This window comes from Leifsonia sp. EB34 (assembly GCF_041260585.1).
Taxonomy (GTDB): Bacteria; Actinomycetota; Actinomycetes; order Actinomycetales; family Microbacteriaceae; genus Leifsonia.
In genome coordinates this window covers 339,376-356,579 of sequence record NZ_JBGCCV010000002.1, presented here as the reverse complement: position 1 = coordinate 356,579, position 17,204 = coordinate 339,376, and the positions used below count along the sequence as shown (strand labels likewise).

At 71.9% G+C, this 17,204-nt stretch carries 19 protein-coding genes; 13 read left to right on the top strand and 6 right to left on the bottom strand.

From position 1 onward, the window contains the following. Positions 1 to 20 precede the first annotated feature (20 nt). Positions 21 to 2,072: a phenylacetic acid degradation bifunctional protein PaaZ gene (gene paaZ, locus ABIA36_RS11195; protein WP_369962441.1), complete on the top strand. Its 2,052-nt coding sequence runs from the start codon at positions 21 to 23 to the stop codon at positions 2,070 to 2,072. A 6-nt stretch (positions 2,073 to 2,078) separates the two neighbouring features. On the opposite strand, the gene ABIA36_RS11190 is transcribed toward paaZ, so the two are convergent. Beyond that, complete coding sequence (locus ABIA36_RS11190; RefSeq protein WP_369962440.1) at positions 2,079 to 2,681, bottom strand: TetR/AcrR family transcriptional regulator; 603 nt, start codon at positions 2,679 to 2,681, stop codon at positions 2,079 to 2,081. Positions 2,682 to 2,759: 78 nt separating this feature from the next. On the opposite strand from ABIA36_RS11190, the gene paaA reads away from it, so the two are divergent. From paaA to ABIA36_RS11155, 7 genes are all read left to right on the top strand, one after another. Continuing rightward, positions 2,760 to 3,746: a 1,2-phenylacetyl-CoA epoxidase subunit PaaA gene (gene paaA / locus ABIA36_RS11185; RefSeq protein ID WP_369962439.1), complete on the top strand. Its 987-nt coding sequence runs from the start codon at positions 2,760 to 2,762 to the stop codon at positions 3,744 to 3,746. Continuing rightward, positions 3,743 to 4,063 (top strand): 1,2-phenylacetyl-CoA epoxidase subunit PaaB, encoded by a 321-nt coding sequence (gene paaB / locus ABIA36_RS11180; RefSeq protein ID WP_369962438.1) that lies wholly within the window; start codon positions 3,743 to 3,745, stop codon positions 4,061 to 4,063. Before paaA ends, paaB begins: the two co-directional genes overlap by 4 nt. Next, the gene (gene paaC / locus ABIA36_RS11175) at positions 4,060 to 4,896 is read left to right on the top strand and encodes a 1,2-phenylacetyl-CoA epoxidase subunit PaaC (RefSeq protein ID WP_369962437.1); all 837 of its coding nucleotides are present in this window, start codon (positions 4,060 to 4,062) and stop codon (positions 4,894 to 4,896) included. The genes paaB and paaC overlap by 4 nt, the downstream gene beginning before the upstream one ends. Continuing rightward, positions 4,893 to 5,375 (top strand): 1,2-phenylacetyl-CoA epoxidase subunit PaaD, encoded by a 483-nt coding sequence (gene paaD, locus ABIA36_RS11170; protein WP_369962436.1) that lies wholly within the window; start codon positions 4,893 to 4,895, stop codon positions 5,373 to 5,375. Before paaC ends, paaD begins: the two co-directional genes overlap by 4 nt. A gap of 10 nt (positions 5,376 to 5,385) precedes the next feature. Then, positions 5,386 to 6,474: a 1,2-phenylacetyl-CoA epoxidase subunit PaaE gene (gene paaE / locus ABIA36_RS11165; protein WP_369962435.1), complete on the top strand. Its 1,089-nt coding sequence runs from the start codon at positions 5,386 to 5,388 to the stop codon at positions 6,472 to 6,474. Positions 6,475 to 6,500: 26 nt separating this feature from the next. Next, positions 6,501 to 7,271: an enoyl-CoA hydratase/isomerase family protein gene (locus tag ABIA36_RS11160; protein WP_369962433.1), complete on the top strand. Its 771-nt coding sequence runs from the start codon at positions 6,501 to 6,503 to the stop codon at positions 7,269 to 7,271. A gap of 134 nt (positions 7,272 to 7,405) precedes the next feature. Next, positions 7,406 to 8,791 (top strand): LLM class flavin-dependent oxidoreductase, encoded by a 1,386-nt coding sequence (locus tag ABIA36_RS11155; RefSeq protein ID WP_369962432.1) that lies wholly within the window; start codon positions 7,406 to 7,408, stop codon positions 8,789 to 8,791. 207 nt (positions 8,792 to 8,998) lie between these two features. On the opposite strand, the gene ABIA36_RS11150 is transcribed toward ABIA36_RS11155, so the two are convergent. Next, positions 8,999 to 10,354 (bottom strand): hypothetical protein, encoded by a 1,356-nt coding sequence (locus ABIA36_RS11150; protein WP_369962431.1) that lies wholly within the window; start codon positions 10,352 to 10,354, stop codon positions 8,999 to 9,001. A 19-nt stretch (positions 10,355 to 10,373) separates the two neighbouring features. Continuing rightward, on the bottom strand, positions 10,374 to 11,837 hold the full coding sequence (locus tag ABIA36_RS11145) for a M23 family metallopeptidase (RefSeq protein ID WP_369963737.1): 1,464 nt from the start codon (positions 11,835 to 11,837) through the stop codon (positions 10,374 to 10,376). A 131-nt stretch (positions 11,838 to 11,968) separates the two neighbouring features. Between ABIA36_RS11145 and lepB the strand changes: the two genes are divergently transcribed. After that, entirely contained in the window at positions 11,969 to 12,700 is a 732-nt protein-coding gene (gene lepB / locus ABIA36_RS11140; protein ID WP_369962430.1) for a signal peptidase I, read from the top strand. 83 nt (positions 12,701 to 12,783) lie between these two features. Here lepB and ABIA36_RS11135 read toward each other — a convergent pair whose 3' ends face one another. Then, on the bottom strand, positions 12,784 to 13,092 hold the full coding sequence (locus tag ABIA36_RS11135) for a hypothetical protein (protein ID WP_369962429.1): 309 nt from the start codon (positions 13,090 to 13,092) through the stop codon (positions 12,784 to 12,786). Between the two features lie 149 nt (positions 13,093 to 13,241). Further along, complete coding sequence (locus ABIA36_RS11130) at positions 13,242 to 14,162, bottom strand: siderophore-interacting protein (RefSeq protein ID WP_369962428.1); 921 nt, start codon at positions 14,160 to 14,162, stop codon at positions 13,242 to 13,244. A gap of 126 nt (positions 14,163 to 14,288) precedes the next feature. Here ABIA36_RS11130 and ABIA36_RS11125 point away from each other — a divergent pair, with 126 nt between their 5' ends. From ABIA36_RS11125 to ABIA36_RS11115, 3 genes are read left to right on the top strand one after another with little or no spacing between them, the layout of a single operon-like run. After that, complete coding sequence (locus ABIA36_RS11125; protein ID WP_369962427.1) at positions 14,289 to 14,753, top strand: hypothetical protein; 465 nt, start codon at positions 14,289 to 14,291, stop codon at positions 14,751 to 14,753. A 32-nt stretch (positions 14,754 to 14,785) separates the two neighbouring features. Continuing rightward, positions 14,786 to 15,115: a YciI family protein gene (locus tag ABIA36_RS11120; RefSeq protein ID WP_369962426.1), complete on the top strand. Its 330-nt coding sequence runs from the start codon at positions 14,786 to 14,788 to the stop codon at positions 15,113 to 15,115. A gap of 25 nt (positions 15,116 to 15,140) precedes the next feature. Next, positions 15,141 to 15,497, top strand: coding sequence for a PLD nuclease N-terminal domain-containing protein (locus ABIA36_RS11115; RefSeq protein WP_369962425.1), 357 nt, complete (start codon positions 15,141 to 15,143; stop codon positions 15,495 to 15,497). Positions 15,498 to 15,506: 9 nt separating this feature from the next. Here ABIA36_RS11115 and ABIA36_RS11110 read toward each other — a convergent pair whose 3' ends face one another. Further along, a complete protein-coding gene (locus ABIA36_RS11110) occupies positions 15,507 to 16,268 on the bottom strand; it encodes an SDR family oxidoreductase (RefSeq protein ID WP_369962424.1) in 762 nt (253 codons plus the stop codon). A gap of 71 nt (positions 16,269 to 16,339) precedes the next feature. Between ABIA36_RS11110 and ABIA36_RS11105 the strand changes: the two genes are divergently transcribed. Next, positions 16,340 to 17,200: a sigma-70 family RNA polymerase sigma factor gene (locus tag ABIA36_RS11105; protein WP_369962423.1), complete on the top strand. Its 861-nt coding sequence runs from the start codon at positions 16,340 to 16,342 to the stop codon at positions 17,198 to 17,200. Positions 17,201 to 17,204 lie beyond the last annotated feature (4 nt).

The following is a 17,204-nucleotide window of genomic DNA, read 5'->3' as shown; positions in this document are numbered from 1 at the left end:
CTCCCGGGAGGAACCGAATCATGAGTCTGCCCAGCTACCTGCGCGATCAGTGGTGGAGCCCGGCGTCCGACGAGGGCGCCGCGGAGGTGCGCGACGCGTCCACCGGCGAGCTGGTCGCCCGCGTCAGCGCGGAGGGCGCCGACCTGGCCGGAGCGCTCGACTATGCCCGCACCGTCGGTCAGGCCTCCCTCGGCGAGCTGACCTTCCACCAGCGCGCTGTCCTGCTCAAGCAGATGGCGCAGGTGCTGACCGAGCGCAAGCAGGAGCTGTACGACCTGTCGGCCCGGGCGGGCGCGACGCGGACGGATGCCTGGATCGACGTGGACGGCGGCATCGGCGCGCTGTTCACCTATTCGTCCAAGGGTCGCCGCGAGCTCCCGAACGCGCACGTCGTCGTGGACGGCCCCGCGGAGTCGCTCGCGAAGGACGGCTCGTTCCTCGGCCAGCACATCTTCACCCGGCTGCCCGGGGTGGCCGTGCAGATCAACGCGTTCAACTTCCCGGTCTGGGGGCTGCTGGAGAAGTTCGCGCCGTCGTTCCTCGCCGGGATGCCGACGCTCGCGAAGCCCGCGACGCCGACCGCGTACGTGGCCGAGGCGATGGTGCGCATCCTGGTCGAGTCCGGCCTGCTGCCCGCCGGGTCGCTCCAGCTCGTGAGCGGCAGCGTCCCCGGGATCTTCGACCACCTGCGGCTGGGCGACCTGGTGGCGTTCACCGGGTCGGCCTCCACCGCCGAGCGGCTGCGCGCGCACGACAGCGTGCAGACGGGCGGGGTGCGGTTCACGAGCGAGACGGACTCCATCAACGCGTCGGTGCTCGGGCCGGACGCGCTGCCCGGGACCCCGGAGTTCGACGCCTACGTGAAGCAGCTCGTGGTGGAGCTGACCGCCAAGGCGGGCCAGAAGTGCACGGCGATCCGCCGCGCGATCGTCCCCGCCGAGGCCGTCGACGACCTGCTCGCGGCGGTGCGCTCGCGCATCGAGGAGCGCGTCGTGGTCGGCGACCCGCGTGCGGAGGGCGTCACGATGGGCCCGCTCGCCTCGCGCGAGCAGCGCGCGGAGGTGCTGCGCCAGGTGGCGCGGCTGGTGGCGGCCGGCGGCGAGCTCGCCATCGGCGGCCTCGACCAGCCGAGCGTCCGCCACGCCGACGGCACTCTCGGCGTCGAATTGGAGGGCGCGTTCGTCGCGCCGATCGTGCTGCGGTTCGCCGACGCCCGGACCCCCGAGGCCCACTCCGTGGAGGCCTTCGGCCCGGTCGCGGCGGTGCTCCCCTACTCGACCGCGACCGAGGCGGCGGAGCTCGTGGCGCTCGGCGGCGGCTCGCTCGTGACCAGCGCGGCCACCCACGACCCGGCGTTCGCACGCGAGCTCGTGCTGGCGACGGCGGCGTACAACGGCCGCATCCTCCTGCTCGACCGCGACGACGCGCGCACCTCCACCGGGCACGGCTCGCCGATGCCGCACCTCGTCCACGGCGGCCCCGGCCGCGCGGGCGGCGGCGAAGAGCTGGGCGGCATCCGCGCGGTGCTGCACCACATGCAGCGGACGGCCATCCAGGGCTCCCCCGACCTCCTCACGGCTGTCACGGGCGTGTGGCACGAGGGCGCCGCCGCCGAGACCGACGGCCCGCACCCGTTCCGCAAGTCGCTCGCGACGCTGCGGATCGGCGACCAGGTGCAGTCCGAGTCCCGCCGGGTGACGCTGGACGACATCGAGACGTTCGCGACCTTCACCGGCGACACCTTCTACGCGCACATGGACGAGGAGGCCGCGGCCGCGAACCCGTTCTTCCCGGGCCGCGTCGCGCACGGCTACCTGCTCGTGTCCTGGGCGGCCGGGCTGTTCGTGGACCCGGCACCGGGACCCGTGCTCGCCAACTCCGGGCTGGAGAACCTTCGGTTCATCACGCCGGTCTCCCCCGGCGACAGCATCCGGGTGGCGCTGACGGCCAAGCAGATCACGCCGCGCGAGACCGACGAGTACGGCGAGGTGCGCTGGGACGCGCGCATCCTCAACCAGAAGGACGAACTGGTCGCCTCCTACGACGTGCTGACGCTCGTCGCGAAGGAGTAGGCGCGGTCAGGCGGGGGTGCGCAGGGCGAGGGCGAGGATGGTGTCGGCGAGCGCCTCGGGCGCGACGGGGCCGGCGGGGTCATACCACTCGGTGAGCGAGTTGATCATGCCGAACAGCAGTCGGGCCACGACGGCCGGGTCGGCGTCCACCCGCAGCGAGCCCTCGTCGCGCGCCTCCGCCACCAGTGCCGCGACCGCGTGGTCGAAGGCCCGCCGGCGCTGCAGCGCGGCCCGCTCCACCTCGGTGTTGCCGCGCACGCGCAGCAGCAGCGTGACGTACGGGAGGCGGTCGGCCAGCACGAGCACGGCCTCGCGGAGCACCTGCGCGAGGCGTTCGGCGGCGGTTCCCGTGGGGTCCTCGGCCGAGCGCAGCGCGCCTTCCAGGCCGTCGAGCGCCTCGTCGAGCGCCAGCGCGAGCAGTTCGTCCTTGGAGGAGACGTGGTGGTAGATCGCCGACTTGGACAGCCCGAGCCGCTCGGCCAGCATCCCGATCGAGGTCGCGTCGTAGCCGTGCTCGTTGAAGGCGGCCACAGCGACCTCGAGGATGCCGCGCTGGTCGTAGCCGGGCCGGCCCCGGCGCAGGGGCTCGGCCGTCCGGGTGTCGGTCACCTGGCAAGTGTGGCACGAACGCACCCGGCTCGCATATACTGAACGAACGATCAGTAAGTAATGATGGGAGCTGGTTCAATGGCGAACACGACGGACACAACCGTCCCCACCGATGACGACGCCGCCGGCGAGGCGCTCTTCGAGCAGCTCATCGCCGCGGACTCCCGGATCGAGCCGCGCGACTGGATGCCGGACGCCTACCGGCGCACCCTGATCCGGCAGATGTCGCAGCACGCGCACTCCGAGATCATCGGCATGCAGCCGGAGGCCAACTGGATCAGCCGGGCCCCGAGCCTCAAGCGCAAGGCCATCCTGATGGCCAAGGTGCAGGACGAGGCCGGTCACGGGCTGTACCTCTACTCCGCGACGCAGACGCTCGGCATCACGCGCGACGAGATGACCGAGCAGCTCATCTCAGGGGCCGCCAAGTACTCCTCGATCTTCAACTACCCCACGCTGAGCTGGGCCGACATCGGGGCGATCGGTTGGCTGGTCGACGGCGCCGCGATCTGCAACCAGGTGCCGCTCTGCCGCTGCTCGTACGCTCCCTACGGCCGCGCGATGGTGCGGATCTGCAAGGAGGAGTCCTTCCACCAGCGCCAGGGCTTCGAGATCCTGCTCACGCTGATGCGCGGCACTCCCGAGCAGCAGCGGATGGCGCAGGACGCGGTGAACCGCTGGTACTGGCCGTCGCTGATGATGTTCGGGCCGCCGGACGCCGACTCCCCCAACTCCGCCCGCTCGATGGCGTGGAAGATCAAGCGGTTCTCCAACGACGAGCTGCGCCAGCGGTTCGTCGGGATGCTCGTCCCGCAGGCCGAGGCGCTCGGCGTGACCTTCCCCGACCCGGACCTGAAGTGGAACGAGGAGCGCCAGGCGTACGACCTCGGCGAGATCGACTGGAGCGAGCTGCAGCGCGTGATCGCCGGCGAGGGCCCCTGCAACGCGCAGCGGCTGCAGCGCCGCCGCGAGGCGCACGAGGACGGCGCCTGGGTGCGCGAGGCGGCGGCCGCCTATGCGGAGAAGAAGGCGATGAAGGCCCGGACTCAGGAGGTGGCGGCATGACCGGCGACAAGACTCCCGTCGACAAGCCCGCCGCCCACGAGGTCTGGCCCCTGTGGGAGGTCTTCGTGCGCGCGTCCCGCGGCCTCAGCCACGTGCACGTCGGCTCGCTGCACGCGCCCGACGAGGAGCTCGCCGTTCGCAACGCCCGTGACCTCTACACCCGGCGCGGCGAGGGCGTCTCGATCTGGGTGGTCCGCTCCGACGCGATCACCACCAGCGACCCCGACGCCAAGGCCGCGTTCTTCACCTCGCCGGAGGGCAAGAACTACCGGCACGCGACCTATTACACGGAGAGCGAAGGGGTGAAGCACCTGTGACGGACGCGCACACGCACGACGACGACCTCCACGGTCACGTCGAGCTCAGCACCGTGACCCTGTCCGCCGAGTTCGTCGCCGACGAGGCCACCGCCTCCCCCGACGTCGCCGAGTACGCGCTCTGGCTCGGCGACGACTCCCTCGTGCTCGCGCAGCGACTCGGCTGGTGGATCGCCCGCGCACCCGAGCTGGAGGAGGACGTCGCCCTGGCGAACATCGCCCTCGACCTCCTCGGTCACGCCCGTGCGCTGCTGCGCTACGCCGGCAGCGCCACCGAGCGGTCGGAGGACGACCTCGCCTACTGGCGCGACGAGCAGGACTTCCGCTCCGCGCACCTCGTCGAGCAGCCGAACGGCGACTTCGCGCACACGATCGTGCGGCAGTTCGCCATCTCCCACTATCTCTTCGAGCTCTACGAGCGGCTGCGCGCCTCCGAGGACCCGGTGCTCGCCGCCATCGCGGGCAAGGCGGTCAAGGAGGTCGCCTACCACTGCGACCACGCCGACCAGTGGGTGCTGCGCCTGGCGCTCGGCACGGAGGAGTCCCGCCGCCGAACGCTCACCGCGTTCGCGGACCTGTGGCCGTACGTGGCGGAGTTGTTCCGCGACGAGCCGCTGATGGACCGGCTGGAGGGCGTTGCCCCGCGGCCGTCGACGCTGCGGGAGGCGTTCGACGCCGCTGTCGCGCCGATCCTGGCGGAGGCCGAGCTGGAGCTCCCGACCACGTTCACCGCCGCCGGCGGCGGGCGCCAGGGCCGGCACTCCGAGCACCTCGCGCCGCTGCTGGCCGAGATGCAGGTGCTCACCCGCTCGCACCCCGGAGCGACCTGGTGACCGGGCACGCGGCCGAAGCCGGCCGAGCCTGGGCGGCCGCCGCCTCCGTGCTCGACCCCGAGGTGCCGGTGCTCAACATCGACGACCTGGGCGTGCTGCGCGCCGTGACCGTGACCGACACCGGGGTGGAGGTCGTGCTCACGCCGACCTACTCCGGCTGCCCGGCCATGGACGCCATCCGCGAGGACGTCGTGCGGGCTCTCGCCGCCGAGGGCTTCGCCGACGTGCGGGTCAGCCTGGCGCTCGCGCCGGCCTGGACGACCGACTGGATCACCGAACACGGCCGCGCCGCGCTCCGCGATTACGGCATCGCGCCGCCCTCCGGCGCCGGCCCGGTGCGGCTCACGCTCGCGATCAAGTGCCCGCATTGCGGCTCGCTGAAGACCCACGAGGTCTCCCACTTCGGCTCCACCGCATGCAAGGCGCTGTTCGTCTGCGACGAGTGCGGCGAGCCGTTCGACCACTTCAAGGCACTGTGAGGGCCCGCTGATGGCGCGTGCGCGATTCCACACGCTCGCGGTCGCCGAGGTGCGCCCGCTGACCGCCGCGAGCGTCGAGGTGACGTTCGCGGTCCCCGACGCCCTGCACGGCGAGTACGACTACCTGCCCGGGCAGCACGTCGCCCTCCGCGCGACGGTCGGCGGCGAGGAGCTGCGGCGCAGCTACTCGATCTGCCGGCCGCCGACACGCGGCCGGATCAGCGTCGCGATCAAGCGCGACCTGGGCGGCGCGTTCTCCACCTGGGCGACCAGCGAACTGCGGGCGGGCGACCGGATCGACGTGATGAGCCCGCAGGGCACGTTCACGATCGATCTGGGGGCGCTGGACGGCGTGCACGTCGCCGGCATCGCGGCCGGGTCGGGCATCACCCCGCTGATGGCGCTGGCCTCCAGCGTGCTGGCGGCCTCGGACACCAGCACGTTCACGCTCGTCTACACGAACCGCACGGCGATCGACGTGATGTTCCTGGAGGAGCTCGCCGACCTCAAGGACCGCTACCCGTCGCGCCTGGCCCTGCACCACGTGCTCTCCCGCGAGCAGCGCTCGGCACCCCTGCTGTCCGGCCGGATCGACGAGGAGCGGCTGCGCACCATCCTGGACGCCCTGCTGCCGCCGGACACCGTCGATCAGTGGTTCCTCTGCGGGCCGTTCGAACTCGTGCAGCTCTGCCGCGACGTGCTGGAGACCTACGACGTGCCGCGGCAGAACATCCATTTCGAGCTGTTCACGACCGGCGAGCCGGGCGAGGTGCGCGGCGACGTCGGCCACCCGGTCGTCGTGCACGAGGGCGAGAAGACGGCGGAGATCGAGTTCACGCTCGACGGCCAGACCTCCACCGTGACGACGCCGGTCGACGCCAACGAGTCGGTGCTCAACGCCGCGCTGCGGGTGCGGCCGGACGTGCCGTTCGCCTGCACCGGCGGTGTCTGCGGCACCTGCCGGGCGCGGCTGCTGTCCGGCGACGTGCGGATGACCGAGAACTACGCGCTCGAACCGGAGGAGCTGGAGGCCGGGTACGTGCTCACCTGCCAGTCGCACCCGCTCACGGAGAAGGTCACGGTGGACTATGACGTCTGAGGCGGCGCAGTGATCGAGGAGGCGCAGTGATCGAACTCACCATCCAGGACGACGTCGCGCACGTCACGCTGAACGCGCCAGAGCGGCTGAACGCGCTCGGGCCCGACGACCTCCGCGCCCTCGACGCCGCCTACGCCGAGGCGGAGGCCGCCGGGGTGCGCGCTCTCGTGCTGCGCGGCGAGGGCCGGTCCTTCTGCGCCGGCCGCGACATCGCCGGCGTCGACCCGGCGACGGACGACGTGGCCGGGTTCCTCGACGACCTGGTGACGCCGCTGCTGCGCCGGATGAGCGCCTTCCCCGCCCCGACGTTCGCGGCGGCCCGCGGCGCCGCGCTCGGGGTCGGCCTCGGCCTCCTGGTCGCCACGGACGTGGTGTACGTCGCCGAGGACGCCAAGGTCGGCTCGCCGTTCGCCGCCCTGGGCGCCGCGCTCGACTCGGGAGGCCACTGGCTGCTGGTCTCGCGCCTCGGCCCGCACCGCGCCCTCGACCTCATCTACTCCGGCCGGCTGATCTCCGGCGCCGAGGCCGTCGCGGGCGGCCTGTTCAGCCGCGCGCTGGCCGCCGACGAGGTGGAGGCCGCCGCGACCGAGGCCGCGACCGCCGCCGCCCGAGGCGCGACGCAGGCCTTCCTCGCCAGCAAGCGCATCGTCGCCGGCCTCCGGGACGGCTCGCTCGACCTCTGGTCGTCCGTCGCCGCCGAGAATGCCGCCCAGGCCGCCCTCCGCGACACCGCCGACTACCACGAAGGCTTCGCCGCCTTCCAGCAGAAGCGCCGCCCCACCTTCCGCGGCCACTGACCCCAGCCATCCATTCCGGACTTGTGCTCGCAACACGCCGTGGCAATGCGTACACAACTCCGGAATCGATTGCCGGGTTACGGAATGTGGCGGGCGGCGTGCGGGGCGTTCGGAACGCATGCATTCTTGACCGCATGACCCGGCAGATCCGATTCAACGCTTTCGACATGAACTGCGTCGCCCACCAGTCCTCCGGAATGTGGCGTCATCCCGACGACCAGGCCTGGCGGTACAAGGACCTCACCTACTGGACCGAGCTCGCGAAGCTCCTCGAGCGCGGCACCTTCGACGGCATCTTCATCGCCGACGTGCTCGGCACCTACGACGTCTACGGCGGCAGCAACGAGGCCGCCATCCGCCACGGCGCGCAGGTCCCGGTCAACGACCCGCTGCTCCTGGTCTCCGCGATGGCGCTGGTGACCGAGAACCTCGGCTTCGGCGTCACGGCCGGCACCGCCTACGAGCACCCCTATCCGTTCGCTCGGCGGATGTCGACGCTCGACCACCTGACGAACGGCCGGGTCGGCTGGAACGTCGTCACCGGCTACCTGCCGTCCGCCGCGCGCAACATGGGCCACGACGACCAGCTCCAGCACGACGACCGCTACGACCACGCCGACGAGTACCTGGAGGTGCTCTACAAGCTGTGGGAGGGCTCCTGGGAGGACGACGCCGTCATCCGCGACCGCGAGTCCGGCGTCTTCACCGACCCGGCGAAGGTGCACGAGATCGGCCACCAGGGCAAGCACTTCACCGTTCCTGGCATCCACCTCTCCGAGCCGAGCCCGCAGCGCACGCCGGTGATCTACCAGGCCGGCGCGTCCAAGCGGGGCATCTCGTTCGCGGCGGAGAACGCCGAGGCGATCTTCGTCGCGGCCTCCACCAAGGAGGGCCTGAAGGAGACCGTCGGCAAGCTCCGCGACGCTCTGGAGGCCGCGGGCCGCGACCGCTACTCGGCCCGCATCTACACGCTGCTCACGATCATCACCGACGAGACCGACGAGAAGGCGCAGGCGAAGTTCGAGGACTTCCTGCAGTACACGAACGACGAGGGCGCCCTGGTGTTCATGTCCGGCTGGATGGGCGTCGACCTGTCGCAGTACGACCTGGACGAGCCGATCGGCAACGTCAAGAGCAACGCCATCCAGTCGGCGGTCGCGAACTTCCAGCGGCCGAACGCCGACGGCGGCGAGTGGACCGTCCGCGACATCGGCCGCAACGGCGTCATCGGCGGCCTCGGCCCGTTCATCGTGGGCGGCGCGGTCAGCATCGCCGACCAGCTCCAGGAGTGGGTCGAGGAGACCGACGTGGACGGGTTCAACCTGGCCTACGCGATCACGCCCGGCACGTTCGAGGACATCGTCGAGTTCGTCATCCCCGAGCTGCGGAAGCGCGGCGCGTACCCGGAGGCCTACGTCGAGGGCACGCTGCGCAACAAGCTGCACGGCGCCGGCGACCGCCTCCCGGAGGGCCACCGCGGCGCGCAGTACCGGATCGGCGCCAGGGCCGCCACGGCCTGACGCCCGCCGCGAAACAGCGCATCGCGCGCCGCGCACCGGCGGGGTAGACCACCCCGTCTGTCTGCCCGCGATCCCGCGCGCGCAGCACAATGCGCTCACGGCGGGCATGGGCTTCGAAAGTGTCCGCCTACGCGGCGCCCGGCGTGCGGGTAACACGCGCGGGCGCCGCGGCTTCACGGTCGGCCGGTTCATTCCGGGCCGGAGGCCTCAGTGCGCGATGCCCGCCGCGTCCCGCAGCAGCCGGTCGACCGCCGCGCGTGGGATGGGGATCCAGCTCGGCCGGTGCCGCGCCTCGTAGGTGATCTCGTAGACCGCCTTGTCGAGCTCGAACGCCGTCAGCAGCTCGGCGAACTCGTCCAGGATGTCCCCGGCGACGCTCGCGTAGCCCTCCAGGTACGCCTTCCGCGCGTCCGCCGCCCACCGGGAGGCGTCGATCGGCTGCTCACGCCGGGCGAGCGAGCCGGCGACGTAGTCGAAGGAGCGCAGCATCCCGGCCACGTCGCGCATGGTCGCGTCGGGCAGGGAGCGCTCGGCGAGCGGCCGCAGCGGCTCGCCCTCGAAATCGATGAACTGCCAGCCGCGCTCGGGCGAGTGCAGCACCTGGCCGAGGTGCAGGTCGCCGTGGATGCGCTGCAGCAGCGGCAACGGACCCGACGCGGCCGCCTCGTACACCGACGCGATCTCCCGGCGCAGCGCCTCGACCTCCGGCACTTCGGTGGTCGTGACGGTGAGCCGCTGGAACATCCCGTCGAGCGCTGCGCGCACGTCCTCGGTCTCGGCACGTTTCGTGGGCAGGGCGTTCGCGAGCTGGCTGTGCAGCTCTGCTGTCCCCGCTCCGAGGGCGAGGGCGCGGTCGGTGAAGTCCTCGCCGGCCTCGGCCGCCCCGACCGCCAGCTCCCAGCCGTCAGCTGCACCGGGCACGAAGTCCTGGATCAGCGCCAGCTCCCCGGTCGCCCGTCCGCCGTCCGGCCGGGGCCAGGACCCGGTCAGCCAGCCGAGCAGCGCCGGCGTGCGCTGCGAACCCGCAGCCGTCAGCGCGGCGAGCGTGGAGATGTCCGGATTCTCGCCGTCCTGCACCACCCGGAAGACCTTCACGAGCGCGAGCCGGTCGCCGAGCTGCGCGACGATGGAGGTGTTCGACTGCTCCGCTGAGAGCCGCCGCGAGGACAGCACGGGCACACGGTCGCCGAGCGTGTGGCCGCCGGCGCGCGCGTGCTCGCCGTCGGCCGACCCCGCCCCGGTCATCAGCGCAGCGAGTGCAGCCACATACGACTCCTCGACCGGCGCGTCGTAGAGGCACCGTCCGCCGGCCTCCCCCACGAACGCGTCCGGGTCGCCGTCCTGCCGCACGCGCGCGACCAGCGGCACCTGGTACACGCGGGGCGTGCGGGGCGCGTCGTCGCAGAAGAAGTGCGTCACGATCCGGGATCCGTCGTCCGCGCTCTCGGGCGCGCGCTCCAGTTCGAAGGAGCCCAGGAGCCGCAGCTTCGGTTCGAACGCTTTGGTCGAATACCAGCGCTGGCGGCGCATCCATGAGCCCACCAGCTCCGTCAGTTCCGTCATGTCCTGAACCGTACGCCTCTCAGAGGGTTCCGACGATGACCCCCCTGGCCGCGAGGAAAGGGTACGGGTCGATCTGCACGCCGTTCACCCTGACCTCGAGGTGGAGGTGGCAGCCGGTGGAGAGCCCCGTCGTGCCGACCTGTGCGATCGGCTGCCCGGCCGCGACGTGCTCGCCCACCGTCACGCCGATCCCGCCGTCTCGGATGTGACCGTAGGCGGTCTCGACGCCGCCGCCGTGGTCGATCAGGATGAAGTTCCCGTATCCCCCGTTCGGACCGGCCGCGAGGATGGTGCCCGCCGCCGCGGCGTCGATCGTGGTTCCGCAGGCCGCGCCGATGTCGTCGCCCGGGTGGAAGAGCGCCGTCCCGGCCGGGCGCGACGGCCGCGGGCCGAACGGGTCGGTCATCGGCCCGTGGACCGGCAGCGCCCATCCGGCCGCGATGGCGGACGGATCGACGGTGAGCGCCTGCCACCCCGTCCCGGCGGTCAGCACGGTGGGGAGCTGGGCGAGGGCGGCGGAGTCGGAGTCGACCTGCGCCTGCGCGTCCGTGACCGCCTGCCGACTGGCGTCGACGTCGATCCCGGCGAGCGTGTCGGCCGCCTGCCTCGCCTGACCGGTCAGGGAGGTCGCGGCCTTGGCGTCGGCCGCCGCGTCGCGGAGGGCGGCGACCCGGTCGGCGGAGAGCGTGCGGAGTCGGTCGACGGCGCCGAGCTTCGTGAGGAGGTCGCCGTTCGTCCCGAGCACCGCCGCAAGCGGGTCGGAGCCCAGCCCCTTCCAGCCGGCGGCGCGGATCAGCGCGCTCGCGAAGGCCGCGGAGGCGGCGGCCTTCTTCTTCGCCGCCTTCGCCTGCGCGGCGAGCGCGTCGGCCGCGGCTTGCGCCTGGGCGTGCTCACGCTGCACGCCGAGGTCGGTGTTGGTGGCGTCGGCGAGCGCCTGTTGCGCGGTGGCCAGTTCGCTGGCGAGCTGCGCCGCCTGCTCGACCTGCACGGTGTCGGACTGGATGGTGCCGCCGAGGTCCGGCGGGATGAGAAGCGGGATGTTGTCGGTCGGCGCAGGGGTCGTGGTCGGGCTGGGCGTCGGAGCCGGCGTCGGCGTGGAGGTCGGCTTCGGCGTCGGAGTGGGAGTCGGCGTCGGAGTGGGCGTCGGCGTCGGTGTAGGAGTCGGCGTGGGCGTCGGCGTCGGCGTCCGGGTGGGAGTCGGCGTCGGCGAAGGTGTAGGAGCGGGTGAATCGTCCGGATCGGGCGTCGGCGTCGGCGTCGGTGTCGGCGTCGGTGTCGGTGTCGAGCTGGAGCAGTCCTGGTCACTGCAGACCGCCGCCGACGCGGGCAGCGGCGCGAGCACCAGTCCCGAAGCGAGGAGCAGCGCCGCCGCATGGGCCAGCGCTCTCAGGACCGCCGGATCGCTGCGGGCGCGGCCTCGATCGCCGCGGCGCGGAGGTTCGCGTCGTGTCAGCAGTTCGAAGCGCGCCAACGCATCCCGCATGATCACGCGGGCCCCCGACGGGCGTCGGGTCGGCCCGTGCACCGATCCTGTCACCGGGCGGCCCTGCGGGACAATCCCTCGTGCGAGGGTCGGATGCGTCTCCCAGCCTCGGCACGCTAGCGTGAAGGACTGTGACCGACAGCACCGAGACTCTGCGACCCCGTCGTGCCACCCGCAAGTCCGGCTGGAAGGTCCTCCTCCGCGATGTCGTGGTGATCTTCGTCATCGCCGTGCTGGTCTCGTTCCTGATCAAGACGTTCGTCGCCCGCTCGTTCTACATCCCCTCGGGGTCGATGGAGAACACCCTGCAGATCAACGACCGGATCATCGTCAACGAGCTGCAGCCGTCGGTCTTCGGCCTCTCCCGCGGCGACGTCGTCGTGTTCAAGGACCCGGGCGGCTGGCTCCCCGCCGCGGCGCCGCAGACCGGCAACCCCGTCCAGCAGGGCGTCGGAGCCGTGCTCGACTTCGTCGGTCTGGGCGCCTCGGACAGCGACCAGCACCTCGTGAAGCGCCTGATCGGCCTCCCGGGCGACCACATCACCTGCTGCAACGCGCTCGGCCAGATGAGCGTGAACGGCGTGCCGCTCAAGGAGCCGTACGTACTGCTCCCGGCCGGGCAAGAGTCGGTCTCAGCAATGTCATTCAAGGTAACCGTGCCCGCCGGCAAGATCTGGGTGATGGGCGACAACCGCTACAACTCGGCTGATTCTCGGTACCACATGGACGACCCGACCAAGGGCTTCGTGCCGCTCAGCGATGTGGTCGGCCGGGCGTTCGTGGTGAGCTGGCCGGTCAGCCATTGGACCTGGCTGAGCAACTACCCCGAGACATTCCGGGGTACCGAAACGAAAGCGCAGTAAGTCCAGGGGCAGATTCACTCGCTGGACATACACGAAATGAGGGGCGGCGAGAATTCGCCGCCCCTCACTTCGTGACCGTCGCGTTACAAGATATTCACGTAGTATCCGTCCGAGTAAGAGCCCTTGTTCCAGGTCGCTGCCTGTCCCGGTGCAACCGTGAAGGTCGCAGTCCCTGTGGTCTGGTTCTTAGCGTTGAATGCGACGATCTGATACCGCCCGGCGAGGTTCCCGCACGGGTTCTTCACGGTGGCGCTCGTACGTGCACTGTTCACCGAAAGGGAGACCGAGCCGCATGTACCGGCGGCCTCCGCAGGTACTGCGACGACCAGCCCCGCTCCTGTCAACGCAATAGCCGTCGCCGCGGTTGCTGCGATCTTGGCGAATCGATTCATGATGTGTCCTCCTTGACTCGACGTGCAAACCTGAACGCGGTTCGTTCGAGATGCCGTCTGTCGTCGTATCAGACGATATGAGCTCGATATTTTGCACGCCAGTGGTTACACGCTTGGTAATGCATGTGATTTGGCCGGCAGAGCCTCGCCTAGACCTGCTCGGCGCGCCCCAGTCGCCAGTACCCCATGAAGGCGACCCGCCCGCGATCGATCCCGTGCCCGCGCACGAGGAGCCTCCGGAGCGTCTTGACGACGCCCGACTCCCCGGCGATCCAGGCGTAGAAGCCACCGGCGCCCTGCTCGGGACTGTCCCACAGGAGCTGCGCGTCCACGTCGACGTCCTCCAGCCGCTGCGTGCGTCCCGCCGCAGCCGCCGCGACCACGTCGGGATGCGCGGCCAGCCACCCGGTCACGGCCGGGAGGAGGCCGCAGCCGTGCTCGCCGCCGTCCCGCGCCACCCAGGTGACCTCGACGTTGCCGCCGAGCCGGAGCGGGAGCGCGTCGGCCGCCGTCGGCACCTCGATGAAGGCGTGCGCCCGGCGCGTCGGTGGCAGCGTCTCCAGGATGGACGCGATCGCCGGCGCCGCGGTCTCATCGCCCGCCAGGAGCAGGTCGGTCGCCTCCCCCGGGCGCCAGTCGATGCCGACGCCGGAGTGCGGGCTGAGCCCGTCCGGCCCGATCACCACCAGCTCGTCGCCCGGGACGGCCGCCGCGAGCCACCGAGCGGCGGGGCCGCCGTCGCCGTGCACCACGAAGTCGACGTCGACGCGTCGCCCGTCCGGGTCGACGTCGCGCACCGTGTAAGTGCGGAACGGGTTGCGCCGATGTTCGGGCAGCCCGCGCCACCGGCCGTACCAGTCGACGCCGTCGAGCGGACTGAAGCTGCCGTCGGGCAGCGGGAAGACCAGCTTGATCCGCTGGTCCAGGCGCTCGGTGCCGAAGGTCTCGAAGTCGTCGCAACCAAGGCTCACACGCGTGAATCCTGGGCTCAGCCTCCGGATCGCCACCACGGCCGCGCGGTACGGCCGGTACGCCGGGCGTTCGGTCAGCGGAGGGGCGAGCAGGGGCACGGCGGTTCCCTTCTGGCCGGGGATGGGGGCGGGGCAGCGAGTAAGGTAAGGCTACACTAACCAGCTCCCACGAACCCGCGACGGGGACGCTGGACTCCCCCGCGGCCGCACAGTATCGTCGGCCCCGTGACGACCGCGCACCAGCACCCGCTGCTCGGGAAGGACGCGCGCCTGGTCATCCTCATCTCCGGGGTGCTCGCGGGCGCCGTCGTCGGTTTCCTGCACATCGTCGACTACGAGCTGGGCGGTGACACCGAGCGCGAGCTGCTCAGCCCGCAGCTCTTCCTCTACGGTCCGGCCGCCGCCGTCGTCGGCTTCGTCAGCGCGGCCGTGCACTACGCGTGGTTCGCCCGCGCCCGCCCGGGCGGCGTCCACTGGTGGCGGCACGTGTGCGCCACGGCGAGCGCGTTCGGGCTCGCCTACGCCGGTTACACGCTGCTCTGGCTGACCACCCCTGCCACCTACCTCGGCTGGTTCAGCGAGCCGCTCGGCGCGGGGATCGTGGCGGCGACGGTCGAGTTCGTCGTGTACCGGCTGATCCGGGAGAGCCGAAATGTCGAGCGGCGGCCGCTCCGTTCGACGTCCCAGTGAACCGACCACCGACTCCGAAAGGATCCACCGCGATGAAGTACATGATGTTCGTGATCACCGACTCCCAGCCGGACACCGAGACCGACGAGTCCGATGTCGACCTCTGGGTGGACCCGCTCGACGCCAGTGGCAAGCGCATCATCGGGGAGGTGCTCCAGCCGCCGTCCGAGTCGCGCGTCGTGCGCGTGCGCGACGGCAAGCGCTACGTGACCGACGGACCCTTCACCGAGACGACGGAGGTGATCTGCGGCTTCGACATCCTGGAGGTCGAGGACCTGGACGAGGCCGTCGAGATCGCCTCCCGGCACCCGATGGCCCGCAACGGCCAGCTCGAGCTGCGGCCGTTCATGGTCTGGGAGTGAGCGGGCCTCCCCCTAGACTCTGCTCATGGCCGTCGTCCCGCTGCTGATCCTGGTCTTCTTCGTCGTCGCGCTGGTCGACATCATCCTGCGCGACAGCAGCCAGGTGAAGCACCTGCCCAAGGTGGCGTGGATCTTCATCGTGATCCTGCTGCCCTTGATCGGCGGCGTCCTGTGGTTCGCCGTCGGGCGCGAGTACGCCGGCGCACGCTACCGCCGGCCGCGCGGCACGTTCGTCGTGCGCGAGGAGCCGGCGGCGGCGCCGCGCCCGTCGTCGACGGAGGAGCAGCTCGCCGCGCTCGAGCGCGAGATCGCGGACGACCGCATCCGGCGGCTGGAGGCCGAGCTGCGCGAGCGCCGCGACCTCGACCCCGACCCGTCCTGACCCTGCTGATTACGCGACGCTGAGGGGCTCGGTGCGGAGGAACTCCTCCCACGTGAGGTGCCCGCGCCGGGCGTCGGGACCGGCCAGGTTGGCGTCGGCGCGATAAGCCGCGCCCACTTTCCCGGGCAGGCCGAACCGCACAAACCGCCGCCGGAGGCCACGCACCTCGGCGTAGCGGCGCAGCAGCTCCTCCGCCTCCAGCACCTCCGCGCCGGCCAGCTCACAGGCGAGGCCCGCCGGCGACCCCAGCGCCAGCTCGGCGAGCCGTTCAGCCACCTCCCCGGCGTCCACCGGCTCGAGGCGGATGCGCGGTGCGGGGGCGACGGGCGGCCTCGTCATCCCGGCCGCCATCCGCAGCACGAGCTGGTGCACCTGCGCCGCCCGCAGCACGGTCGACGGCACCGTCGCCGCCGCGAAGATCGCCTCCACCTGCTCCTTGGCGCGGAAGTAGCCGATCGGCATCCGGCCGGCCCCGACCACCGAGAGCGTCAGGACGTGCCGCACGCCCGCGCGCTCCGCCGCGGCAATGACGTTCGCCGCGGCCACCTCGTCGCCCTTCGCGGCGCCCGCGAGGTGCACCACCACCGCGGCTCCCGCCATCGCGACGTCGAGCCCGGCCCCGGTCATCACGTCGCCCGCGACGTGGTCCGCGGCGCCCTCCGGCGCGTGCCGGGTCAGCACGCGCACCGCCGCGCCGCGCTCCTCAAGCAGCGGCACCAGCCGCCGTCCGATCGTTCCCGTCCCGCCGGTCACCAGGATCCGTCCGTCCATGTCGTCCTCCTGTCACATCGAGGCGCACCGCCTCGTCGATAGGGTGACGAGCAGGTGACGGAGGATGTGACATGGCCGAGGACGACGAGCGGCTGGCGGCGCGCTTCGAGGCCGCCCGGCCGCGGCTGCGGGCGATCGCGACCCAGCTCCTGGGCTCGGCCGCCGACGCCGACGACGCCGTGCAGGAGGCCTGGCTGCGCCTCCGGAGAACCGACGTCGCCGCGATCGGGAACCTCGACGCCTGGCTGACCACCGTCGTCTCCCGGGTCTGCCTCGACCAGCTCAAGAGCGCACGCCGCACCCGCGAGCGCTCCTGGGAGATCCTCCCCTGGCAGGACGAGCCGGTCTCCGACCTCGGCGACCCGGCCGAGCTCGCCGCACTCGGCGACCGGGTGAGCGTCGCGCTCCTGGTCGTCCTGGAGACACTGTCGCCCGCCGAACGCCTCGCCTTCGTGCTGCACGACGTGTTCGGCCTCCCGTTCGAGGAGGTCGCCGGTGTGCTCGACCGCTCGCCCGACGCTGCCCGTCAGCTCGCGTCCCGTGCCCGCCGCCGGCTCCGGGACGCGCCGCCGCCCGCACGCCCGCCCCGTCGCGAGCAGCGCGGCGTGCTCGACGCGTGGCTGCGCGCGGTGCAGGACGGCGACCTGTCGGCGCTGCTGTCCCTCCTGGACGACGGCGCCGTGCTGCACGCCGACTACGGACGCGGGAGACTGCAGACCCTCGTCGGCGCGGCCGCGATCGCCGAGCAGGCGACCCTCGCGGCCCGGCTCGCACAGACCTCCGTCCCCGTGCTCATCGACGGCCGGCCGGGCGTTGCCGCGGTGGTCGACGGGCGCGTGGTGTCGGCGATGGCGTTCGACATCGCCGACGGCCACATCGTCGGGCTCGATGTGCTGTTCGACCCGGCGCGCCTGGCTGGCACGCGGGTCTGAGCAC

Bases quoted from the DNA above. Each gene is read 5' to 3' on its own strand.
- ABIA36_RS11150 (WP_369962431.1), bottom strand. From the start codon at position 10,354: ATGACGGAACTGACGGAGCTGGTGGGCTCATGGATGCGCCGCCAGCGC.
- ABIA36_RS11115 (WP_369962425.1), top strand. From the start codon at position 15,141: ATGGCCGTCGTCCCGCTGCTGATCCTGGTCTTCTTCGTCGTCGCGCTG.
- ABIA36_RS11145 (WP_369963737.1), bottom strand. From the start codon at position 11,837: ATGCGGGATGCGTTGGCGCGCTTCGAACTGCTGACACGACGCGAACCT.
- paaB (WP_369962438.1), top strand. From the start codon at position 3,743: ATGACCGGCGACAAGACTCCCGTCGACAAGCCCGCCGCCCACGAGGTC.
- ABIA36_RS11105 (WP_369962423.1), top strand. From the start codon at position 16,340: ATGGCCGAGGACGACGAGCGGCTGGCGGCGCGCTTCGAGGCCGCCCGG.
- paaZ (WP_369962441.1), top strand. From the start codon at position 21: ATGAGTCTGCCCAGCTACCTGCGCGATCAGTGGTGGAGCCCGGCGTCC.
- ABIA36_RS11135 (WP_369962429.1), bottom strand. From the start codon at position 13,092: ATGAATCGATTCGCCAAGATCGCAGCAACCGCGGCGACGGCTATTGCG.
- paaE (WP_369962435.1), top strand. From the start codon at position 5,386: ATGGCGCGTGCGCGATTCCACACGCTCGCGGTCGCCGAGGTGCGCCCG.
- ABIA36_RS11120 (WP_369962426.1), top strand. From the start codon at position 14,786: ATGAAGTACATGATGTTCGTGATCACCGACTCCCAGCCGGACACCGAG.
- ABIA36_RS11155 (WP_369962432.1), top strand. From the start codon at position 7,406: ATGACCCGGCAGATCCGATTCAACGCTTTCGACATGAACTGCGTCGCC.
- ABIA36_RS11110 (WP_369962424.1), bottom strand. From the start codon at position 16,268: ATGGACGGACGGATCCTGGTGACCGGCGGGACGGGAACGATCGGACGG.
- paaA (WP_369962439.1), top strand. From the start codon at position 2,760: ATGGCGAACACGACGGACACAACCGTCCCCACCGATGACGACGCCGCC.